General features: G+C 64.5%; 19 protein-coding genes. 11 read left to right on the top strand and 8 right to left on the bottom strand.

Translation table 11 applies throughout. From position 1 onward, the window contains the following. The 3 genes from BJ987_RS29810 (at position 1) to BJ987_RS29800 (ending at position 2,219) form a co-directional block, all read left to right on the top strand. Positions 1-894: a helix-turn-helix domain-containing protein gene (locus BJ987_RS29810; RefSeq protein WP_245366187.1), complete on the top strand. Its 894-nt coding sequence runs from the start codon at positions 1-3 to the stop codon at positions 892-894. A 31-nt stretch (positions 895-925) separates the two neighbouring features. Continuing rightward, on the top strand, positions 926-1,750 hold the full coding sequence (locus BJ987_RS29805; protein WP_209896406.1) for an SAM-dependent methyltransferase: 825 nt from the start codon (positions 926-928) through the stop codon (positions 1,748-1,750). Positions 1,751-1,811: 61 nt separating this feature from the next. Next, positions 1,812-2,219, top strand: coding sequence for a hypothetical protein (locus BJ987_RS29800; RefSeq protein WP_209896405.1), 408 nt, complete (start codon positions 1,812-1,814; stop codon positions 2,217-2,219). 70 nt (positions 2,220-2,289) lie between these two features. Here BJ987_RS29800 and BJ987_RS29795 read toward each other — a convergent pair whose 3' ends face one another. Further along, positions 2,290-2,841 (bottom strand): pyruvoyl-dependent arginine decarboxylase, encoded by a 552-nt coding sequence (locus BJ987_RS29795; RefSeq protein WP_245366186.1) that lies wholly within the window; start codon positions 2,839-2,841, stop codon positions 2,290-2,292. Positions 2,842-3,431: 590 nt separating this feature from the next. On the opposite strand from BJ987_RS29795, the gene BJ987_RS29790 reads away from it, so the two are divergent. Both BJ987_RS29790 and BJ987_RS29785 read left to right on the top strand, forming a co-directional pair. After that, positions 3,432-4,889, top strand: coding sequence for an FAD-binding oxidoreductase (locus tag BJ987_RS29790; protein WP_209896404.1), 1,458 nt, complete (start codon positions 3,432-3,434; stop codon positions 4,887-4,889). A gap of 95 nt (positions 4,890-4,984) precedes the next feature. Then, the gene (locus tag BJ987_RS29785) at positions 4,985-6,340 is read left to right on the top strand and encodes a 2OG-Fe(II) oxygenase (RefSeq protein WP_209896403.1); all 1,356 of its coding nucleotides are present in this window, start codon (positions 4,985-4,987) and stop codon (positions 6,338-6,340) included. 126 nt (positions 6,341-6,466) lie between these two features. Here BJ987_RS29785 and BJ987_RS38125 read toward each other — a convergent pair whose 3' ends face one another. Together BJ987_RS38125 and BJ987_RS29775 are read right to left on the bottom strand one after the other, a co-directional pair. Continuing rightward, the gene (locus BJ987_RS38125; protein WP_209896402.1) at positions 6,467-7,429 is read right to left on the bottom strand and encodes a tyrosine-type recombinase/integrase; all 963 of its coding nucleotides are present in this window, start codon (positions 7,427-7,429) and stop codon (positions 6,467-6,469) included. A gap of 105 nt (positions 7,430-7,534) precedes the next feature. Continuing rightward, on the bottom strand, positions 7,535-8,668 hold the full coding sequence (locus tag BJ987_RS29775) for a DoxX family protein (RefSeq protein WP_245366185.1): 1,134 nt from the start codon (positions 8,666-8,668) through the stop codon (positions 7,535-7,537). Between the two features lie 836 nt (positions 8,669-9,504). Here BJ987_RS29775 and BJ987_RS29770 point away from each other — a divergent pair. Further along, positions 9,505-10,161 (top strand): SRPBCC family protein, encoded by a 657-nt coding sequence (locus BJ987_RS29770; RefSeq protein WP_209896400.1) that lies wholly within the window; start codon positions 9,505-9,507, stop codon positions 10,159-10,161. Beyond that, positions 10,161-10,559 (top strand): ArsR/SmtB family transcription factor, encoded by a 399-nt coding sequence (locus tag BJ987_RS29765; RefSeq protein WP_209896398.1) that lies wholly within the window; start codon positions 10,161-10,163, stop codon positions 10,557-10,559. The genes BJ987_RS29770 and BJ987_RS29765 overlap by 1 nt, the downstream gene beginning before the upstream one ends. Before the next feature lie 123 nt (positions 10,560-10,682). Here the strand turns inward: BJ987_RS29765 and BJ987_RS29760 are convergent, their stop codons facing one another. After that, the gene (locus tag BJ987_RS29760) at positions 10,683-11,246 is read right to left on the bottom strand and encodes a TetR/AcrR family transcriptional regulator (RefSeq protein ID WP_209899289.1); all 564 of its coding nucleotides are present in this window, start codon (positions 11,244-11,246) and stop codon (positions 10,683-10,685) included. Positions 11,247-11,364: 118 nt separating this feature from the next. On the opposite strand from BJ987_RS29760, the gene BJ987_RS29755 reads away from it, so the two are divergent. Further along, on the top strand, positions 11,365-12,267 hold the full coding sequence (locus BJ987_RS29755; protein ID WP_209896396.1) for an alpha/beta hydrolase family protein: 903 nt from the start codon (positions 11,365-11,367) through the stop codon (positions 12,265-12,267). Between the two features lie 36 nt (positions 12,268-12,303). Here BJ987_RS29755 and BJ987_RS29750 read toward each other — a convergent pair whose 3' ends face one another. Beyond that, positions 12,304-12,705 (bottom strand): PPOX class F420-dependent oxidoreductase, encoded by a 402-nt coding sequence (locus tag BJ987_RS29750; protein WP_209896393.1) that lies wholly within the window; start codon positions 12,703-12,705, stop codon positions 12,304-12,306. Between the two features lie 120 nt (positions 12,706-12,825). Here BJ987_RS29750 and BJ987_RS29745 point away from each other — a divergent pair, with 120 nt between their 5' ends. Further along, on the top strand, positions 12,826-13,458 hold the full coding sequence (locus tag BJ987_RS29745) for a winged helix-turn-helix transcriptional regulator (RefSeq protein ID WP_209896390.1): 633 nt from the start codon (positions 12,826-12,828) through the stop codon (positions 13,456-13,458). A 437-nt stretch (positions 13,459-13,895) separates the two neighbouring features. Then, positions 13,896-14,816, top strand: a complete 921-nt coding sequence (locus BJ987_RS38120) for a pentapeptide repeat-containing protein (protein WP_209896388.1) — start codon at positions 13,896-13,898, stop codon at positions 14,814-14,816. Positions 14,817-14,836: 20 nt separating this feature from the next. Here the strand turns inward: BJ987_RS38120 and BJ987_RS29735 are convergent, their stop codons facing one another. Both BJ987_RS29735 and BJ987_RS29730 read right to left on the bottom strand, forming a co-directional pair. Next, positions 14,837-15,100, bottom strand: a complete 264-nt coding sequence (locus BJ987_RS29735) for a hypothetical protein (RefSeq protein WP_209896386.1) — start codon at positions 15,098-15,100, stop codon at positions 14,837-14,839. A gap of 174 nt (positions 15,101-15,274) precedes the next feature. Further along, positions 15,275-19,003 (bottom strand): nSTAND1 domain-containing NTPase, encoded by a 3,729-nt coding sequence (locus tag BJ987_RS29730; protein ID WP_209896384.1) that lies wholly within the window; start codon positions 19,001-19,003, stop codon positions 15,275-15,277. Between the two features lie 620 nt (positions 19,004-19,623). Between BJ987_RS29730 and BJ987_RS29725 the strand changes: the two genes are divergently transcribed. Then, positions 19,624-20,118 carry a hypothetical protein gene (locus BJ987_RS29725; RefSeq protein WP_209896382.1) on the top strand — a complete coding sequence of 165 codons (495 nt, stop codon included), beginning with the start codon at positions 19,624-19,626 and terminating at the stop codon, positions 20,116-20,118. A gap of 219 nt (positions 20,119-20,337) precedes the next feature. Here the strand turns inward: BJ987_RS29725 and BJ987_RS29720 are convergent, their stop codons facing one another. Next, positions 20,338-22,050 (bottom strand): acyl-CoA dehydrogenase family protein, encoded by a 1,713-nt coding sequence (locus BJ987_RS29720; protein ID WP_209896380.1) that lies wholly within the window; start codon positions 22,048-22,050, stop codon positions 20,338-20,340. Between the last annotated feature and the right edge of the window lie 155 nt (positions 22,051-22,205).

The following is a 22,205-nucleotide window of genomic DNA, read 5'->3' as shown; positions in this document are numbered from 1 at the left end:
ATGGCACGAACCGCACGAAAAGTGCTGCTGGGGAGAGAGATTGACGCGATCCTGCGCCGGGCCCGCACCACCCAGGCCGACGCGGGCAAGATGATCGGGGTCAGCCAGTCGCGCATCGCGGCGGTGATCGCGGGCACAGGCAACCTGAGCGCGCAGGCGCTCGACGAGCTGGTCAGAAAGCTCGGTGTCACCGACGACGGCTACATCGGAATCCTGCTCGATCTACGCGAGGACAGCCACCGCCGCGGCTTCTGGAACTCCGGTTACCGTCGCGCTTATATCGAGGAACTGCGACTGCTCGTCGACCTCGAGAATGTGGCGGATCGACTACGCGAGACCGGCGCCGAGATAGTTCCCGGCCTGCTCCAGCACGAGAGCTACGTCCGTGCGCTGCATGAACCCCTGGAACCCGATCCCGACGATCCGGACGCGGTCACGGTCGACGACTACGTGCAAGCGCGAATCGCAAGGCAGCGAGTACTTCTGGAGCGGGGAGCGCCCGAGTTCCACGCGATTCTGTCCGAGTCGTGCCTCCGCCGCACCTACGGCGGAGACGCGGTGATGCTCGACCAGATCACCCACCTGCTCGAGCTGTCCAAACGCCCCAACATCCAGATTCAGGTCATGCCCTTCACCCACCAAGCACCCGGGGCGGGCATGGAGGACCGCTACATCCTGGTTAGAGTGCCCTCTCCGGGCGCAGCAGGCGATCTCGAGATGGCAGTGGTCGAAGCCCAGGGCGAGATCCGCTACATCGACGACAAAGCCGCTGTCGCGATCCGCGACAAGATCTTCAATCGACTGACGATGACCGCACTCAGTCCCCACGACTCCCGACAGTTCATGGACCACATCGTCCGTGGGCTGCGCAGTCGGCCGACCTTCCACCGCTGACCCAGCGCCACCTCGACGCATAGGAAACATGATGTCCGACAGTGACTTCGAGCCCCGCCAGATCGATACCCACAAGCCCAGCTCCGCACGTGTCTATCACCACATGGTCACCGGCGAAGTGATCTTCGAATCGGATCTGCCGTTCATTCACCGGCTCTACGCCGAGATCCCCTTCTACCCGATGTGGGCCCAGCACAATCGGCGGTTCCTCACCCGCGCCGTGCGCTACATGGTCGGTGCCGGAATTCGTCAGTTCCTCGATATCGGATCAGGTCTGCCGACCGGAGGGAACACCCACGAAGTTGCTCATGAACTCGCCCCCGACAGCCGCGTCGTCTATGTCGACAACGACGAAGAAGCGATCAACCGCGCCCGGGACCTGCTACGTGAACAGGGCGTAGCCGACACCGCGGCGATGGTCGACGCTGATCTACGCGAGCCGAAACGCATCCTCACCCATCCCGACACCCAGCGTCTGATCGACTTCACCCAACCCGTCGGACTTCTGCTGGTTTCGGTCCTGCCGTGGATCACCGACGCCAGCGAGCCGGCCGCGATCGTGGCGCACTTGCGCGATTCTCTCGCGCCCGGCAGCCATATCGCGATGACGCACGTGTCCCTCGAAGACGCAGGCCCGGAGATCAAAGCACAGGTGGCCGCCGGTGCGGCCATCTTCGCCGATGCCAGTACCCCGGTCACTCTGCGCACCCGTCAGCAATTCGAGACCTTCTTCGACGGATGGACGATCGCCGACCCGGGCATCACCTATGCCACCGACTGGCAACCGGACCAGCCCGTCGATCTCGACGACTACGCCCGGCCCTGCAATTTCGCCGCTATCGGAAGCCTTCCGTAGCGCGCACCCGTGCTGCCGGCACCGTCGCCGGCAGCGCAGTTCGAAAGGATCCACCATGTTGTTGCCGACACCGACCGCCGCCCAGTTCCGCAAAGCGACCGCCAGTTCTCCACAGCAGGCGTGCGTCATGGTCTATCGCGACAACCACCGCACCCTCCTCTGGGATGACAAACTCGCCGTCCCCGGCGACCCCGCGGCACAACGTGTCCCGCCAGAGCAATGCCTGGTTCTCGACCACACCCAGTTCGACGTCCTCCAACAGGCGATTCGATCGGGCCAGCCGGTTCGTGGCGCCTTGACCATCACCCGAAAGCCCGATGGCTGTTACGAATTCAGCGCCTCGCCGACAGGCAGCGCCGCAACGGGCATGGCCAGGCTTTCTTTCGATCAGCTCGAGTACACGGCGTTCGTCCGCGCGGTGCTCAACCGCGAATTCGAACGATCAGCCTTCCTCTTACCCGCATGCTGACCGACTCGGCTGTTCGAGCAGTTGGCTGACCGGGTGCGGGGTTACATCGCGCAATCGGCGGCGGCGAAAGCTATTCGCCGCCGTGCTGCCACGAAGCGGAGTCGTACGCGGCCAATACCAGTGCGCAGGTGGGAGTTCCGTCCGAACGAACCTCGCTGGTGCAGAGTTGGACGGGGCCGAACCGTTCCGGTCGCCCGTGCACCATGTCCCTGAGGCTGGAACGGATCAGCTCCTCGACGGCCTCGGCGGTCTCGGCGACGTGTTCTACGAAAAACCCAGCGCCGGAATCATCGTCGCGCAGCACCCAGCCGACACCGGCGGCGGCTCGGCTGCCGGGATCGGACGCGTACTCGACCGCGTATACGCAGTAGAGTTTGTCACCCCACGGGATCTGCTTGTCGACGCGTGCCACTCGTTGCACGCTGGCGTGCGGCGGAATCACCGAGGACAGCCTGATCAGGTTGGCGCCGCTGACTCCCAGCGCGCTCAGTGCCGAATTGAAAGCGGCTTTGGCGGTAGAACCGGTCCCGCGGGCCGGTCCGACTTCAATCGTCAACTTTTCGCTGCCGGCGCGTTCTTCCGCGCGCGCGGGGGCTTCCCCGGCCAAGCCCGCGGAGGCCATCGCGGCGCCTAAACCACCGACTACGAGAAATGACCGGCGACCTACTCCGGCAGGCCGCACGTCACGTCCGAAATCCATGTGTATTCGATCCAATCCCTGATTGTCGTGCCGACGATCTTCAAGGCATCGAAGTATTCGATCGGCTGATGAGGTCTACAGATTCATGACATCGGGGACCATCTCGCCGAGGGACCGCCGGAGCTGCGGGCCACCGCCACCGCTGTGCAAGTCAGCGCTGGAAATACTGCGGCACAGCACGGTCCGCTCACATTCATCGACAACCTCCCCGCCTTCGTTCGACCCGTGGGCCGGTCGCGCCCGCGCCGGACACCCTTGTAGTCTTCGGTGCCGTCCGAACGGAAGATGGGACCGGCAATCGAATAGCCGGGCCCGCAGGCCATCCCGGGTGAACGCCGCACCGAATTATCTCTGCCGAAGTCGGCGGTCGGCCGTCACTCCTGTCGCCTTACCGGCTCCTGGTCTCGATATCGTCCCGATGAAAGGACAAGTTTTGACTGCTGCATCGATGTGTATCTCGCGCTCACCCTTGATCTTCGCCGCAGGGCTCGATAAGGGCCAGTGTGACCGCCATGCCCAGTCCTGACGGCGCGTTGCCCGGCGCATCCGGGTTCTCGCGGCGTTCGTTGATCCGGGGGGCGAGTGGGATCGCGGCCGTCGCCGCAGCCGGGGCTGTGAGCACCCGGACCGCCGCCGCGGCGGTCGGCCCTGCCGAGTGGGCGAGGCTGCGCGGACAATTGCGCGGCGCGCTCGTGCTGCGAGGTGAACCGGACTACGGTGCGGTGAAAGCACTGGTCGATCCGAGGTTCGATGACAACGCGCCGCTCGGTGTGGTCCGTGCGGCCGAAACCGGGGATGTCCAAGCGGCCGTAACTTTCGCACGAGGCCATGGGCTTCCGTTGGCTGTCAGGGCGGGCGGCCACTCCTTCGTCGGCGCGTCCGCGGCCACCGGCGCGCTGGTGATCGACGTACGGAAGCTCGATAAGGTCGGTTTCGACGCCGACCACGTCACGTTCGGGGCTGGACTGACGGGCCTTGCGGCGCTGAAAGAGTTGGTGCCGTCCGGACTCAGCCTCCCGGTCGGGACCTGCTCCAGCGTAGGTCTGGCCGGTCTCACGGTCGGCGGTGGCCTCGGAGTCGACTCGCGCCGCTACGGTATGACCTGCGACCGGCTGGTCGCAGCCGAACTCGTGCTGCCCAACGGCGAACTGGTCCGGGTAGACGCGACCACGCCGGACCTCTTCTGGGCTTTGCGCGGTGCCGGCGGTGCTACCGGCATCGTTACCTCCCTGACTTTCCGCCCGATCCCGGCGATAGCGAAAGACGTAATCCGTTTGACCTTCCCCGGGGACCAGGCGGCTCGCCGCGTGCTCGAAGGCTGGGCGCAGTGGATGCCGGTCGCCGACCGCGCCGTCTATGCCCGCGTGGACGTCGTAGCGACGCCGGACGGCCCTCGATGCGATGTGCTGATCGTTTGCCCTGCCGGGGCCGGCGGCGGAGTCGTCCGTGACTTGACCACAGCGGTCGCTACGGCGCCGACGAAGGAGGACCACCGGACCGCACTCGAGCACTTGGCGGCAGTAGATGACGTCAACCTGGATAAGCCGGAGGCCGGAACGACCAGGATCGCCGGCTCCGACGTCGTCGCGGGCCTTTCTCCCATGGTTGTCAACGCCATCGTCGATGTCATCGCCGCGCGATCCCGCGCCAATGCGCCAGGCCAGGTGATGGTGGAACCGATCGACGGGGCCATCAGGGAGGTCATGCCCGGCGCCAGCGCTTTCCCATGGCGTGCGCACGCGGCCGCCCTGGAGTGGGCAGTCATGACTACCGGCGGGTTCGACGAGGCATATCGCTGGATTACCAGCGCCAACCAGGCATTGTCGCCCTACTCCGCCGGCGGGTATCTCAACCACGTCGAACCCACCGACACGGTGCAGCGCTGTTTCGGACCGAACTTCCCCCGATTGCAATACATTCGCCAGGCGATCGACCCGGATCGTGTGCTGCGCTGGGGGATCAACGGTTGAGACCTGCTCCACCACCGGCTCACGCTCTCCCCCCGCAGGACTGTCGGTGCGTCTCGAGAGGATGCACGCGAACGTTGTTCAACGAGGGAGATGTGATGACGGACAGCACTTTACGGGCGATCGGGGAGCTCCTGGGTTCGGTGCGGTCGGCGGGTTCATTCGCCGTGCAGCACACCGGGTCGCCGGAGAACCTGGTGATTGCGGTGGAGGGAGTGGGGCGACTCGACTTGCCGGTGCCGCCCAGTCAGGCACGGCGACTATGCGAGGTCGCGCGTCCGGCGCGGTATGGCCTGCGCGAGCAGACCCTGCTCGACGCGAATGTTCGTGACACCTGGGAGGTTCCGCGCGAGCGGGTAGCGATCGAGGAGGGGCGGTGGCAGGAGACATTGCTGCCCCTGCTGGACAGCGTGCGGGCTGACCTGGGCCTGGCTCCGGACTGCGAGTTGTCCGCGGAGCTGCATTCGATGCTGGTGTATGAGCCGGGGCAATTCTTTCAGCGCCACCAGGATTCGGAGAAGGCCGAGGGCATGATCGGCACGTTGGTGGTGACGCTGCCGTCAGCGTTCACCGGCGGGGAACTCGTGATCGATCAGCAGGGGGTGCGCGTCATCGACAGAGGTGCGCCGGAGCGGTTGTCCTTCGTCGCCTTCTACAGCGACTGTGAGCATGAAGTGCTGCCGGTGACCGACGGATACCGAATCGCGTTGACCTACAACCTGATGGCGAAGGGACGTACCGGACCGGACACCACCGATTTCGCCCGGCAGCCGTCGGTCCCGCTGTTGGCTGAGCAGTTGCGCGCGCATTTCACCACACCGATCGAAGCCGCGGCGGATTCCTTTCCCAAGTCGGCGCCACGGCCACCCCGTCAACTCGTCTACTTGATGGACCATCAATATTCTCAGAACGGCTTCGGCTGGGACCGGCTCAAAGGCAGCGACGCGGGCCGTACCGGGATGCTGCTCGCGGCGGCCGACATCGCGGGATACGACACATCGCTGGCGCTGGCGGAGGCCGAGGAGTGCTACGAGGAAGAGGATTACACCACCTCGATGCTGATCTATCGACAGCGCTGGGAACGCGTTGCGGACGGGTGGAAATGCGTCGAAAGTTCCGAGATGGACTTCGATGACGAGGGCGAGATGGTCGATCCGGTGCCCGATGATCCCGCGAGCCTTCCGGTGCGCTCCGACCTTCCATTGGACCCGCGCTCGGACGAGCTCGGCGAGCTGCGCTGGTCCGACCTCACGATGACGTGGTTGATCGATCGGTCAGGAACTGGCGGTAAGCCCGATACGGCGCGGGTCCGGGACGAGGAGTTGTGCACGGGCGGGACAACATCGGCGCTGGAGCCTTTCGCCTCGGAGTTGGAGGGGTATATGGGCAACGAAGGAAACAACGCCAATTTCTGGTATCGACGCGCGGCGGTCGTCGTCCGGCCGCGTCAGTAGATCAGCCAGCAGACGAGGTGTCGCTTCACTACGGCTGGGTATGCAGAGGTTTGACGGCCACTGGATGGGCGTCACGATGTGGCAGCGCCCGCCCCGTACCCGGGGCGGGCGGATTCTGTCGGCGTCTCACGCCTCGGCGATGTCGCCGAATAGGTCGAGCTGCGCACTGTCGGTCAGCGGCACCCGGGTACGTCGATGCGGCGTCTCCCTGAGCAGGGCGCTGGCCCGATCCGGATCCGAGCTTCGGCGGCCCAGCCGCGTGGCGACCAATTCGGGGGCCAGTCCTTCACGCAGCATTCGCTGTTCGGCGGTGGCGCGCAGCAGGCCGGGGGACAGGTCGACGCCGGCGTCGTGGCCGATGGCGCGGATCGCGTCGTCGAGGGTGCGCTGGGCGAGTCGTCGCGGTGGGGCCTGTTCGGTGATGAACAGGGCGCGTTGTTCGTGGCCGCGCAGGAGTCGGCGGCGTTCGGGGAGCCAGGCGACCAGTGCGGTGCGTGCGCCCGGTCCCAGCGGGACGGTGCGGGATCCGCCGGTGGTTTCCGGAATCGTCAGCTGCCCAGGCCATTTCGCGAGGTCTACCCCGGCCAGGTCCAGGTCGACGAGTTCGGATTTGCGGGGCCCGACGTCGAAGCCGAGCACGACCAGGGCGTAGGCGCGGGGCCCGCGGGCGGCGGCCGCGCGTAGCACCGCGCGCTGCTCGGCCAGCTCCAGGGTGTGGGGGTTGACCGGGTCGACCAGCACCCGCGGCATCGGCAACTCGCCCAGGCCGAGCCATTCGTAGAAGATGTTCAGCGCGGTCAGGCTGAAATTGACCGTGCGCCCGGCCACGCCCCGATCCGCGACGGCCGCACCGAGATAGGCGTCCACGGCGCGGTCTCGGCCGCGGGCGGAGTGCAAGGCGTCGGCGAAGCCGCCGGTCTCACGAATCCAACCCAGGAAGTGAGTCACCCGCTCCAGGTAAGCCTTTCGCGCGCGCGGTGCCAGATTCTGGTGGCCGGCCAGCAGCGCGGTGAACCCGGTCAACAGCGGGGCCACCGCGACTTCGATGGAGAACAGGTCCAACGGCGCGTCCGGTGCGTTCACGCTCACCTTCGGCCTCCCTCGCGATTCTTGGTGAGGTCAGCATCGCAGCAGGGACCGACAAACCCGGAGCCACTCCGATCCGTCAGGGGTGGTGTGAATAGGTGAACCAGGTCAGGAGTTCTCAGGCTCCACCCACTGGAACTGGTAATTGCGGAGCGGGAACTGGCTCAGGTCGACTCGGTCGAGGGTGATCGATACCGGGTGGCCGTTCAAGGAGCCGGTCAAGCGCAGGCGGTCGTCGCTTTCGTGCTCAAAGGTGAAGAGTGCCAGTGGTTTCGGCTCGGTGTCGCTCGGGCCGGATAGTTCGATGCGGTGGGTCGCGATGTCGATCGTGGACCGTACGTCGACGAGGCTGTCGTCCATGCGCTGATAGGTGACCCAGCCGGGCTCGTCGAAAACGACCTTGCGCCAGCGGGTTCGGTCGGTCGTCAACGGCGGGACCTCGATTCCGTCCCGGGTGAACTCCGTGACCGTCCAAATGCCGTAGACCGGCGATTCGGGTGGATGTTGTTCGCGCCAATAGTCGATGCTCATGGGGAGGAACGCGGTGCCGACCCAGATCCCGAGAAGTATCTGCGCACCAGCTGCTATTCGGCGAGATCGCTTGGTGTGGAACGGATATGGTGCGGTAGATATACCGGCGGGCCGGTCCAGAAGGAGAACGTTCACCAAACGCCGCGCCTCCGGTGCCAGCAACAACAGCGACATCAACAGCAGGTGCCCGGACAAGGTCCGGACGTACACGCCGAAGCAGACGTCCATCACGAACACCAGAGCGATGTCGACCATCACCAGGATCGCACCCGCGATCCTGGTTTGCGGGATGAAAAGCAGTATCGCGCCGAGCACCTCTGCGGCGCCGAGCAACACCTCGTAGGGCAGTGAGACGCCGACCTGATACCACAGCACGTCCAACGAAGTGAAGTCCCCATACGGCGTGATCAGCGTGCGCAGTGCGGGCGGAGGCATTTGCGTCGGAATCAGCTTCGCCAGACCGTAATTCATCATCGACCCGGCCACACACAGCCGGATGAACACGAAGAACCAGCCCGCCAGCCGCCGATACTCGGACCGGCGATCCAGCAGCGTCCACACCGCGGTACCCGCCACGCTGACCACCAGGATGCAGAACAGCAGCATCCAAAAGATGAGATGATCGCGGCCGCCGGTCGTCACCAGTGGAACGGCGGTGATCCCGAAGACCTGCCATCCCACCCATTGCAGCAGCGGCTGCAGCAGTTGCATCTGCCAGGTCGGGGGATCCGGAGACCAGGGCCACTCCGAAACCAGCCATCCCGCAAGATCGGTAAGCAACTGAGGGTAGAGCAGACAATACAATCCGAAGTACAGGAAGCAGAACCGAAAGGCGATGCGAGTGAACGGATTCCAGCGCGCTGTCGCTGCCTGATCCGGTGCGTCCCGGACAGTGATCGCGCTACCGGCACCTCCTCGCCACCATCCGAATCGGGCACCCTGCAGCGTGTCCGGTGTGTGGACCGCAGCGGTTGTGCTGTGGCGCGACTGTACCGGTGTGCTGCTCGTGCTTGGCATATTTCGCTTCACCTCGAGGGCGTCTCGTAACACCGGAAACGATCTTGATTGCCGTACAGTAGCTGATGCGCAAGCCGGGCTGTCGTCTGCGTCGAGGAGGCAGTGGCGGTCGCCGACTGAGATCGAATCATCACGCCGTTCGGATCGTTTCCCACGTTGAGGAGAACCGTGTCTCGAATAGTGAAACCACCCACCGGCCTCGCCGTGGCCATCGGTGGAGCGGCATTGGTCGCTGTTGTCTTTGCGACGGTTGCCGACGCTTCGCCCGTCCTGGTAACTGCTTCGGGTACGCCCAGCCCGGTCGCAGCGCAGACCGATAGCGAGGGCAGTGCGGATGGTCAGTGCGAGCACGGCGGCAACCGAAAGGGCAAGGCCGACGACTCGCAATGTACGGATGAGAACAACGATCGACACCGGCACCGGCACCGGCACAGGCACAGGCACCGCCACCGCTCATGACCTTGGTCGCCAACCATCGCGCTCTGCGCGGGTACGCTAATATAAGTTGAAACTTATATTAGGAGGATGTCATGCCCTTGCTTTCCGATCCCACGGCTCTGGCCGGTCTTGTAACCAGGGAGGTGCGCACCGGCTCGCGCGGCGGCGCGGCGACCAGGATTGCCGTAGCTCAGCGCAGTTATCCCACCGATCAGTCCGATCTGTGGGACGCGCTGACCGATATCGAGCGGATTCCACGTTGGTTCCTGCCGATCAGCGGTTCGCTCGAAGTCGGTGGGAGTTATCAGCTCGAGGGCAATGCGCACGGGGTGATCGAGCGCTGTGACGCGCCGAAAGGGTTTGCGGTCACCTGGGAAATGGGCGATCAGGTCTCCTGGCTGGAGGTTGTCCTCAGCCCGGCCGAGGACGGCACGCAGTTGACCCTGATGCACGAAGCGCCGATCGACCCCGAGATGTGGACGCGGTTCGGGCCCGGAGCGGTCGGCGTCGGCTGGGACCTTTCCCTCATGGGTCTCGGCATGCATCTCGAGAGCGGAGAACCGGTGGATCCGGCCGTGGCGCTCACCTTGCACACCACGCCCGAGGGCATCGAGTTCATTCGTGCCGCCGCGACCGCCTGGGGCGCGGCCGCGATTGCCGATGGCGATGATGCGACCACTGCGCGGGTGGCGGCCGAGCAGACCTTCGACGCCTATACCGCCGAGCCCGAGGATGGCCACGAATCCTGATGGGCGCCAACACCGCCCATATTTTCGAGGCCTTGGGCGACCCGATCCGCCGCTCCATCCTCGAACTCGTGGCAACCGGCGAACAACCCGCCAGCGCCATCGTGCGAACGGTTCGTGACCGTACCTCGATCTCCCAGCCCGGCGTCTCGCAGCATCTCAAGGTGTTGCGAGAGGCCGGATTGGTGCGCGTTCGGGCCGAGGGCACGCGTCGCTTCTACGCCCTCGATCCCGACGGTGTCGGTGCGGCACTGGTGTGGCTCACCACCCTCGTGGACCCGTTGCATCAACTGGCCAACCCGCTCGACGCCCTGGGTACGGAAATCGCTCGCGGGAAGCGGGCCCGTCGCAAGTCCGGGCCGACCGGACAGTCCTCCTACGGCGAGGCCCAGCACGGCTGACCGCTCGCCCACGCCACCGTCGGCAGTCATGGCATGGCTCCTCGCGGAGCAAGACGGATCGGCTGTCGGGCTCGGGTGTGCAGTATCGGGTCCGCCGCATACGACGCGCGATCAGTTGCGGTCCTACTGTTCGCAGCCGTCGAGCAGTAGGCGAATGGTGAGGCGGGCGTCGTAGTGCGGATCGGTCATCTCGGCGCCCGCGCAGATGTCACCGATGGCGCGCATCAGTTGGTAGGCGGTGAAATCGGTGGCGACCTCGCCCGCGCTCCGGGCGGCGGTGAGGAGTTCGTCGACAACTGGGACGAGGCGGTCGAGGAACAGGGCGTGCAGGGCGGTGATGCCCTCGGGATCGGTGCGCATCGCGGCGGCCAGTCCATGTTTGGTCGCCAAGAAGTCCGCGAACAGGTCCACCCATCGGCGGAGCGCGGCGAAGGGCGATGGGGTAGTCGCGAGCAGGGTCGGACCGGCCTCGGCGCAGGCGTCGATCTGGTGGCGGTACACGGCCGCGACAAGGTCCGCGCGCGTAGGGAAGTGCCGATAGATCGTGCCCATGCCGACCCCGGCCGCGGCGGCGATGCGGCGCACCGGCGCGTCCACGCCGTCGGTGACGAAGACCGAGGCGGCGGCGTCGAGCAGAGATTTCTCATTGCGCCGGGCATCTGCGCGTTTGGCCTGGCTCGCGGGCATCGATGGCTCACTCACGCGGCACTCCTTTCTGCGGCGGCACTTGTAAAGCGGAACAGCGCTCCGTATATTCGGAACAGTGCTCCGCTTCGGAGTCTATCGCCCTGGAAGGGGAATTCGCATGTCCGCACCGATCATCAGCATCAAACCTGTCACGCTGTCCGCGCCGGAGCGCGGTGCCGACCTCCAGGTCCGGGTATCCGCACCCGTCTCCGGATCCGGCCTGCCGATCGTCGTCCTCGCCCATGGCTTCGGTAAGTCCATGTCTTCCTATGACCCTCTGGTCGACTACTGGGCGGGCAGTGGTTTCGTCGTCGTTCAACCCACATTCCTCGATTCGAAGACGCTCGGCATCACTCCCGCCGATCCGCGCTATCCGGACATCTGGCGTGTCCGCGTCGCGGACGTCGTGCGGGTTCTCGATGAACTCGATCAGGTCCTCGCCGCGGTCCCGGGACTCGCCGAGCGTGCCGACCGCCAGCGCATTGCCGTCGCAGGGCACTCCTGGGGTGGACAGACCGTCGGTATGCTGCTCGGCGCCCGCGTCCTCGGCGCGGACGGGCAAGCTGGCCCCGATATGACCGATGCCCGGGTGAAAGCTGGTGTGCTGCTTGCGACTACCGGTCTGGGCGGGGCCGACCTGTCGCCCTTCGCCGCGGCGAACTTCGCTTTCATGAACCCGGATTTCCGCGGTCTGGCCACGCCGGTTCTCGTGGTCGCGGGCGATCGCGATCAGTCCCAGCTCTCGACCCGCGGGCCCGACTGGTTCACCGATGTATACACCCACAGCCCCGGCGCCCGGAGTCTGCTCACTGTGTTCGGCGGCGAACATATGCTCGGCGGAATTCACGGCTACAACGCCGCGGACACTACCGATGAGAGCCCCGAACGCGTTGCCCTCGTCCGGCAAGCCGCCTGGGCCTACCTGTGTCACGCCCTCGGAATCGACTCTGCCGCATGGGAAAAGGTGCAGGCCGAGCTGGCCGGGACCGCCGATCCGATCGGACGGATCGACAACAAGTAGCGACAGCGCAGAAACTAGAGCCTGGTACCGGGAGGTTCACGAGTTCGGCCAGGTCGTAATGACCTTGTCCGCTGTGATTCTGGCGATGACCCATTGCGGGTCCGGTCCGGCGAAGCCGGGGTAGGGGCCGTTCAGGTACTTGTGGGACAGGGAATCGATGAGCGCACCGGCTGGGTCGTCTTCGAGGGACGCGGTTCCGCGCACCTGTGCGCTTCTATACGGATCGGCGGCATCAAAGATCACCACGGCCGCTCGTGGGTCTCGGCTCAGGTTGGCGGTCTTACGGCGGCTTCTGGGTAGCGCGAAAAGCAGGTCGTCTCCGTCGCGTCCGACCCAGACCACCGTCGAATGCGGTCTGCCGTCCGGTTCCAGCGTCGACAGAACCGCGAAATTCTTGCCGTCGAACAGTGCGCGAACCTGCTCGGTGAGTGGTGCCATGGGGCTGACCTTCCTCGATAGGTGGTCGGCGATAGGCCCCCGACAGGAGCAGCTTACGAGGGCGGACTTTGAAAAAACAAGTACCTGGACCTTACTGTTTAAACCATATAAGCTTGTTATATGAAACCCTACAATCAGTACTGCGCGTTGGCGCGCGGCCTCGATGTCATCGGCGACCGCTGGGTGCTGCTGATTGTTCGCGAGCTACTCAACGGTCCTCGCCGGTACGGCGAACTCGCCCATGGACTTCCGGGTATCGCCACCAACCTGCTCGCCGCGCGCCTGCGCGTGATGCGAACCAACGGACTGGTGGCCAAGACCGAGGACGACCACTACCAGCTCACAGCCTCCGCCGAAGGTTTGCGTGAGGTGGTATCCGCGATCGCCGGATGGGCCGGCCCCCTCATGGCTCGCATGGCCGAGGACGACACATTCCGCGGCCACTGGATCGCCCACCCCGTGGCTGCCCTGTTCCCCGGTCAGGATCCCACCCGCCCGGACCTGACGATCGAAGTGCGATGCGACGAACAGCCCATGACCATTTGCTCGGCCAACGGTGAGATCAGCGTGCACCCGGGCCAGGCCGGCGCCCCCGACCTCGTCCTGACCGGTCCACCCGACGCAGCGGTCGGCCTCCTCGCCCACCGCATCGACCCCGCCGAAGCGAAAAGCCGCGGCCTGGCCATCACCGGCGACATCGGACTCCTGCGTCGCCTCCGGCCCAGCGTGCCACCCGCTCGACGAGAACTGTGAAGCCTCGATGTACCGGCCCCGGTAGACGCCGCGATGGGGATCACAGTCGCCGGCGGAATCGAGTACGGCCTTTCGCCGTTGAACATGCTGTCGGCGTTCGGACAGCCCCGGGCCGCACCCCATTCGTCGCTACGAGCGACCACTCGCCGAGAGGCGCTTGTTGGACGTCGACACCTGATATAGCCGAAGCCCGGCTCCACTGGAGCCGGGCTTTGTGCTGCTTCCACCATCGCAGTAATCGCAGCGCAATTGGGCATGATCAACCTGCTGAACTGGCTGCCACGGGGTTGGGTACTGGAACGCGATCAAACTCGAGTTGGATGCATTTCGACCCGGCGAAGTTCGTCGGTGAGGCCGCGAAAACGCCTGCGCTACAGGCGATCAACCTGGAAAGATCGGGCCTGTTCGAATGTGAGTGCTGACCGAAGGAGCTCCACGTGACCTCGGAACCCTCGGATCCGGCGCCACCGACGCCTCCCTCTCAGGGAGGATGGCGTGGCGCGGTATCGGCCGCTGGCAAGTATCTTCACCAGGCATTGCTATGGGATGGCTGGTTGAAGGTCGCCGCGTTGGCTACAGCGGCAACCGCAGTGGCAGCACTGTGGTTCACTGGTCAATCCCTGCGCGCGACCCACAACCAGTACAGCCTCTCCCAGCAGACCTGGTTCACCGACCGATTCGCCAAAGCAACCGAGCATCTCGGGTCGCCGGAGTTGAATGTTCGGCTCGGTGGCATCTACTCGTTGGAGTGGCTGGCCAGAGACTCACCACCGAGCCGGGTGTCGAATCAATCGCTGATTTTCGAAGTGGTCAGCGCCTTCGTTCGGACTCATCGTGCTTCCTCCGAGCACAATCTCGCTTCATGTGGGGCCAAGGGAGCTAATCTCCCGGATGTGCAGGCCGCGTTGACTGTTATCGGTCGGCGAGACACTGCGAAGGATGGGCCCGATCCGATCAGTCTGGTGGACAGCGATCTTCGGTACTCGGTGCTGAGGTCGGCGCGACTTCAGGGCGCCAACCTATCCGGCGCCGACTTGACCTGCGGGCATATGAGCGACGCAGACCTGCGCGGGGCACAATTGCTCGACGCCCGCCTCCAGATGGCAAATCTGGCCAGTGCGAAACTGTCGATGGCCAACCTCAACTCCGCCTTCTTGAACAATGCTGTCCTTGCAAAGGCCGACCTCACTGGTGCCGTACTGACCGACGCGAACCTCAGCGGCGCAGAATTGATAGGTACAGATTTGACCGGCTCGGATATGAGCCGGTCAAACCTAACCGATGTGATACTGCGCAATATTCGCTATGACCACACAACCAAGTGGCCGATCGGGTTTGTTCCTCCACCAAGCCGCTGACTAGCGTCTCGCTCGCTTAATCAACGAGCAATTTCGTAGTCGTGGTAGGGCCCGCCGGGATTATAGCACCTTGCCCAGTCGATGTAGTCGCCAGGATCGACGATGCTGTTGTCATCGCGGATAGCTTGGCCGCCGGCATCTCTACACTGAGCGACCGTGACGAGCGCATTGCCTGCTGCCGCTGATCCCATCCCCAGCGATGCCGATACCAATATCGCGAGAGTGCCGGCCACGATCGAACTGCGAATTATCTGATTTCTTTTCTTCTGGTTACCCGTGCTCATCTCAGGTCCTCCTAGTTGGTGGCTCCGCTGCGCGGAATCAAAGTGGTTGCCGGGTATCCCGGTCTATCCAGATTGTCTGCCTGCCCGAGCGACGGCCATGGTTCGGCGGCCATCCATATAAGTCCATACACCCAGTTCACGGCTGTAGGTGCCGACCTGCGCCGTTGAGGAGGGTTAGCAGCTATCTGCGTCGAGTAGGGCGGTGTCACGCTCGAGCCATCTCGATTGATCCGACGTTGCGGCCGCGGAGCACGCCTGGGTCGAGGCCATGTCGGTGTCGAGGTTCCAACGGCGTAGTACGCCGTCCTCGCCGGCGGTGACGAGATGAGTGCTGGTGGATTCGAACGTTGCGGCGGAGGTTGCACCGTTATGGCCTTGCAGGATGGCGTGCGGTGTGAAGCCTGCGCGCTGGTTGGCGGCCCAAATGCGAGTGAGACCGTCGTTGCTGGCTGCGGCGAGTAGCTGGCCATCGGGGCTGAACGTCAGGGAATTGGTGGTGTGGCGCCGTCCGACGGCGCTCCGGTCGGGCGCGGCAGGGTGCAACACGGTCAGATCGTAGTCCGCAACCCTGTCCAGGCGGTCGTTCGCCTGGATGTCGTACACCTTGATCTGTCCGGTCATGTTGGCGTAAGCGAGAAATCGAGCGTTCGGGCTGAATGCTGCTGCGGTGACGTGGGTTCGGAGCATCGACAACTGTGGTTCGGTGGCGGAGAGATCCCAGACCAGCAGATTGTCAGTGTAAGCGGTGGCCGCGAGCATCGTATTGCCACCGAAGGTGAGGCCGGTGAGAACTTGACCCTCGGGTACCGGTACCGGAGCCAGTTGGTTCCAGCTTCGGGTGTCCCACCGTTGAATGCTGTCGTCATCGAAAGCGACTGCGAGGGTAAAGGTGTCGGCGCTGACAGCGACGCCTACGACGGCGGCCGCACTCAGTAGGGTCACCGCTGAGCTTGTGGTGTCGAGAACGGACAGGCCGTGCTGGCCGCCGATGACCAAAGATCGGTCGTTCCGGACGAACGCTGCTGCGGCCGGCTCACGCCAGCGGGGATCGAACTGGCGGCGATACCCGCCCGCCGGATTCCACTGGTGCACGCTGCCATCGCGAGTTGCGGCTGTAAGGGCCGCGCTGTCTCGGCCGCGCGCCAGCGCGGACACCGGTGAAATCGGCTGTACCGAGCGCAGGGTCAGATCGGAGGTATCCCAGATTCCGATCGAGCCATCCGAACTCGCGGTCAGCAGAGTGTCGCCGACCTCGGTGAAAGCGATGCGGTGGATAGAGTTGCTGTGACCGATCAGCGTCGCGAACGGTGCCTGGCCGGACGCGGTGTCCAACAGCTGTACCGAGCGGTTGTCGAGACCGATCGCGAGTACGGAGCCGTCGGGGGTGAAGTCCAAGCCATACGCCGCGGAGTCGAATTTCTTTGTCGCGATTTCACGTCCGCCATCGGCCAGGTTCCACAAGGTGACCCAGCCATCGTTGTCGCTGGCGGCCACAACGCGCCCGTCTCGGCTGAGCGCCAGGGCAGCAACACCGCGCTCGGCCCAAGAGCGGCTCAGGGTGATCGGCGCGGTATCGAGGCTGGGCCATACCTGCACGGGCCCGGTGCCCGCGGCGGCGAAGATTCCGGTACTCGCGCTGAAAGCCAGCGATCCCGCGCCGCTGATGGATCCGGGCGGGGTGGGCAGGGGGGACAGGGTCGCAGGATCGAGGAACTGGAGGACGGTGGTTCCGTAGGCGTTCTTCGCGAAGCCGGCCAGTACGCGCCCGTCAGGACTGAACGCGAGGTTGCTCATACCGCCTTCGATGCCTTGTCGTTCGCCGCGGAGGGAGTAGTCGACGGGGCTCCACACCCGCAGGGTGCCGCCCTGGGCGTGAGCCAACTTTGTGCTGTCAGGGCTGAAGACCACGGCGGAACCTCCCTCTGGAGCTGCTACCCAGTCAGTCAGTTCCCGCCGAGTTCGAGCGTCCCACAACCGGACTTTCCCGTCGAAGCCCGAGGCCGCGATCAGCTTTCCGTCGGGGCTGGATGCCACTCCGTACAGAGGGAAGTCGCCCACTGAGATGCGGCCGAGAAAGCGGTCGGCCTGAGTTTCGAGCAGAGCGCTGCGGGTCTGGACGTCGGGTTGGGCGCGAAAAGCCTGGACCGCGAGCAGACCACCGACATCGGGGGCGCCCGAACGCACAACATACGATGCCGATGCTTGTTCGTGAGCATGCGATATCCGGTATTGAGCTGCTTCGCTGCGTGAGTAGCGCACCGCGAACACCGTCGCCGCGATCGAGATGACCGCGACCAGAAACAATGCCGCCGACAACGCATATAAGCGCCGCAGCTGCCACAATTCCGCGCGCGCGACTGCGGCGTGATGTGATGCGCTGGCCGCCACATACTCGCTCTCGAGCACGGTCAGGCTCCGGCCGCGGCTCGGCTTGCCGGCCCAGAGTTGATACTCCTCGGTGCGGGCGGCGCTGAGCAGGGTCGATGGGTCGTGACGGTCCCAGTTCCGCACGTGGGCTGTCAGTTGGGTATGCATGGCGTGCCCGGCGGCGTCCTCGGCAAGCCAGCTCCGCAGCCGCTGCCAGGTGTGCAGCAACGCCTCATGGGTGATCTGCACCCCGCTGCTGGTCATGGTGAGCAGGCGAGCGGCGACAAATCGGTCGATGACCGCTGCGGTGTTTCTGCGGTCTATGTCGGGCCAGTCCAATTCGGCTGGGTCAACGGTGATGCGGGCCAGCGCGGTGTCGCCGCGGTGCACCGCGCGCACGAACAGTCGCTCACACGCGGTTTGCGCCTCCTTGGAATCGAGTTCGCTCCATACCTTCTCCGCGGTCAGTTCGATCGCGGCGCGGATACCGCCCGCGCTGCGGTAGTGCTCGACTGTGAGTCGCTCCGAGGCAGTGGTGCGTCCGATCCAGGTGGCGTGCAACGCATGTGAGAGCAGCGGCAGCGCCCCTGGATCGTGCGCGCCGCCACCAGCGACGGCCAGCTCCTGTAACAGCAGTGCGAGTAGGGCCGGCTCGACGTGCACGCCAGCCCCCTTCGCGGGCATAACGATGGCCTGCTCGAGCTGCTGACGAGTCATCGGACCCACCGCCACCGCGTCGGTGGTCAACGCTGCCCGCAACACAGGCAGTTCGAGCGCCCGTGCGAAGTAGTCCGCGCGCATCGCGAACACTACGACCTTCCCGGTTTCGGTCAATCCCACGAGCCGGTCCACGAACTCGCCTGCCACGACCATCCGGGCCTCGGAACTTCCAGAGGTATCTTCGTAGGTCCACAATTCCTCGGCCTGGTCGATCACCAGCACCGCCGGCCCCTCGGTGCCGTCGGATGCCATCGCCATATCGAGGCGATCGCCAGGATCGGCGCCTGGCTCGAAATACCGGTTCGGTACGTCGAGTTTGGGCAGTAACCCGGCCTGCAACAGTGAGGTTTTGCCAGACCCCGAACAGCCGAGCACTCCGATCAAACGGGTTCCCTCACCACGCAGTCCTCGCCCCACGCGGGTGCTGAGTTCTTCGATCAGGTCCTCACGTCCGAAGAACAGACAAGCGTCTTGTGCCCGATAGGGTTCGAGACTGCGATACGGGGAGTTCGCCGGACGCGCCGGTCGAGCGGTACCCCGGATCCGGTTCGCTGCCTCCCACAACTCTTCGAATCGATCAGTCGCCCCACACACCTTCAGCACGGATTCCAGATAGGCCGCGGCGTCGATCGCTGGAACGGCGTTGCCCGCATACCAGCCGCCTAGCGTCGGCACCGGGACGCCGGCCCGGTCCGCGACCTTGCGAATCGACAGACCCGCCTCGCGGCGCAGCCGGGTGAGTACCGCACCGAACTGTTCTCGAGACTCGATCTGCACTGGATCCATTGCCGGTGACACCCCGCCCCGATCGCTCACGCAGACATTGAACACCCGCTATCGGCTCCCGTCCCGTGGTTGCCCAACATCGATACCCGCGCCACACGCCTGGCAGGTATGACCTGCGTGTATGGACCTGTATGGACCCTTGTCGACACACTGGCCAGCCTCCGGACAACCCGCCACTGTGGAGAAGCCGCGCCACCAATGACGCTGGCAGCCAACTGAATCCCTCCGGGAATCACTCTTTAGGAGAACCGACATGGGCCACATCAAGAGCGAGGACGTCGCCGCACGATCCACGACCAGCTCCAGCACCCGGGTCCGAGCGACGGCCCTGATCGGGCTGACTGCGGCCCTGACTCTTTGCGGTGGCGGGATCGCTGCAGCCGCACCGCAACCCTACGAGCAGCAGAACGTGACCGCCGTTGTCGGTGCAGACGACCCCTTCACACAGATCCTGCGAGAGGTCGCACGGACTGTCGGCGCCAGTGGCTCAGCGGTGCCGCTGCCGCCATGTACCCCGGGGACGGTAACGAATATCGGGTGCGAGCCCAACTAGTGCTCAATGTCAGGGTCAACGACCATCCCACTTGCGGGCATGTTCGCCTATGCCCAGCTGAGCAGGCGTTGACACGCTCAATGAAAGGAAAACCGCCATGCAGGACAGCACCTTCTTTTCCGCGGTGGCACGGCGCGGCCGTGTCTGGCGCGCAACCGGCCGCGGCCTGTTCGTGGCAGCCGCTGTGGCCCTCACGATTTCGGGATCCGGCTTGGCCTTCGCTGAGCCCGGATCCGGAGGCCGCGCAGTCCGAGTGCCGCAGGGATACGAGTACAACCCGAACGGCCCACGCAAACAGATCCACGACTACTGCAGCTACAGCGGCAACGGCCACAACGGAGAAAACCAGGTCAAGTGGCCGAGTCCCACGGACGCGGACTTTCGAGGAGCCTGTGCCGTGCACGACAAGTGCTACGAGCACGCACAAGATAATAACGTCTTGGAAGAATGCGACAATCAACTTTCCCGCGACCTGGAAGCTGAATGCGAAGCAGCTTTCAGTGGTAAAAAACTCGAATACTGTCTCGCTCGGCGCGACGTAATGATGGCAGGGGTTCGCTTAGCTGATTGGAGGCCATGGCCATTCAACTGAGACGAGGCCGGCAACTGCACTGCATTGATGACGCCTCCGAGGACAACGTGGTCGCAGGAAATGACCGAAGAGAGGCGCTTGTGTACGTCGACCTTTGGACACAAACGTCCCGGTTCCAGCTGGAACCGGGACGTTTTGCACCAGGGTCTTACTCGGATAGGTCCACGCCTGATGGTGGTTGGAAACGTCGAGCCGGACGTCCTACATGTCGCTGTTGTTCTAGGGGTTCATCTCGTAGGTGCCGGCATGGCCGCGGGCTTCCTCCCAGATCCGTGTCGAGAGTTGCTCGTCAACGGCCGGCTTTCGGATCACGTCCAGCGCCCAATGTTGCTGCGCGGCAGTGGAGGACGGCTTGCCGAATACACCGAGCGCGTAGGTGGAGAAGTCTCGGACGAAGATCTCGAAGATCGCTTCGACGATATCTTCGGAGGTACCCGTGATGGTCGCCTGCTCGAGGATCAGCTGACCGTACGGGAGCATGGTGAACAACTCGCCGACGGCGAGTTGGTAGTCGAGATCCGCGAGCTGAGCCTCGGTGGGCGGCGCTTCGATGGCGAATTGGGTGAACCGTTCGGCCTGCTCGATGAATATCGCCACGTTCGGCAGATGCCGGTACTTTTCGTAGGCCGCGCGCCAATCCGCGAAACGTACTTTGCCCAAACCGGCGGCGCTCGGCTGGCGGAACAGCGCCTCGTCGTCGCCGGGGTCGCGGCGCACCGGCACCGGCGGCAGTGTCGCCGGATTGAACAGGAAGTTGGCCATGAACTTCAACGTGAGCGCCATGTTGACGTGCGCGGTGCCCTCCAGCCTCGGCATCGAATCGATCGTGCCCCGGGCCATCGCGAAGTACGAGTCCTTCTCGAACCCTTTGGCGGAGATGACATCCGATAGCGCTCGATAGACACGCTCCGCCTCGCGTGTCACCTTCATCTTGCCGATCGAATTGAAGAGGACGAAGCGGCGGTCCTCAGGGCTGGAACAGCGCATGTAATCGATCGCGCGCTCGTGGTACAGCCGCATGGCGTTCATACGAATATAGGCCTCGCAGAGGATCTGCCGGACCTGCCCGAATTCGGTCACCGGATGGCCGAAAAGGATCTTGGTGCTCGCGTGGTTGATCGTTTCGTAGAACGAGTGCTGCACGATGCCGAGTGCGACCATACCTATGTTGAACTTGCCGCAGTTCACCGCGGCCAGCGCGGCGTCGAATGCTTTTCGCCCGGTGTGCAAGATGTCGTCGGCGGTGACGGGATAGTCGGCCAGATCGTAGGCGCTGACGAAGTTCTGGCCGTGGATCACATTCTTGATCAGTCGATAGCTCGGGTGCTGGCTGTCGGCGATGAACCAGACGTAGGCGTCGGGGCCGTCGAGGTCGGTACGACGGCCGATGGTCGGCACGATGCGGGCGACATTGCCGTTACCGATGTAGTACTTGCTGCCACTCGCGGTGAAACCACCGGCTCCGTCCGGGGTGAGCAACATATCGGTGGCGTAGATGTCGGCGCCATGGTCTTTCTCGGACAATCCGAACCCGATGATGCCGCCACGGTCGAGCTCCTCGGCGGCGCGGATATGGGCTTTGCTGTTGGCGCTCTGCCAGATCGTCGCGAGGCCGAGCGTGGAGACGCCCCAGGCATACCAGTATTGGGAGCCGTAGAAGCCGGTAATCTCGTTGAACCGCGAGATGAACGCGGTGTCCCAGCGCTTGCCCGCATCGGTGCCCGCGTGCGCCTTCGGCGTGGCGAAGTAGGCGAGGATGCGTGACTCGGCGAGGAACTCCATCCAATCCTCGTACCAGTGCGCGGCATACGCGTCCGCTGTCAGCGCTTGCTTGCCTTTGGTCTCGAAGAAGTCGACGACCGACCGCAGCAGTGCCCGGGTATCCGGATCGAATTCCGCGAACGTCTCTGTCTTCGGATTGAGCAGTGCCATTTCAGCGCCGCCTCTCATGTCATGGGCACTCGCCCGCGCATTGCGCACGGGAGGTTTGGGAGGTTCCGTGGTGACGAACGAACCGCCGTGCAGGGCAGAGTAATTCGACTCGTCAGGCTGTAATTCCACGGTGATGGCGGTCCTCTCCGGTCGCG

Origin of the sequence: Nocardia goodfellowii (genome assembly GCF_017875645.1) — a bacterium.
GTDB lineage: Bacteria > Actinomycetota > Actinomycetes > Mycobacteriales > Mycobacteriaceae > Nocardia > Nocardia goodfellowii.
This window is presented reverse-complemented; position numbering and strand designations above follow the sequence as displayed.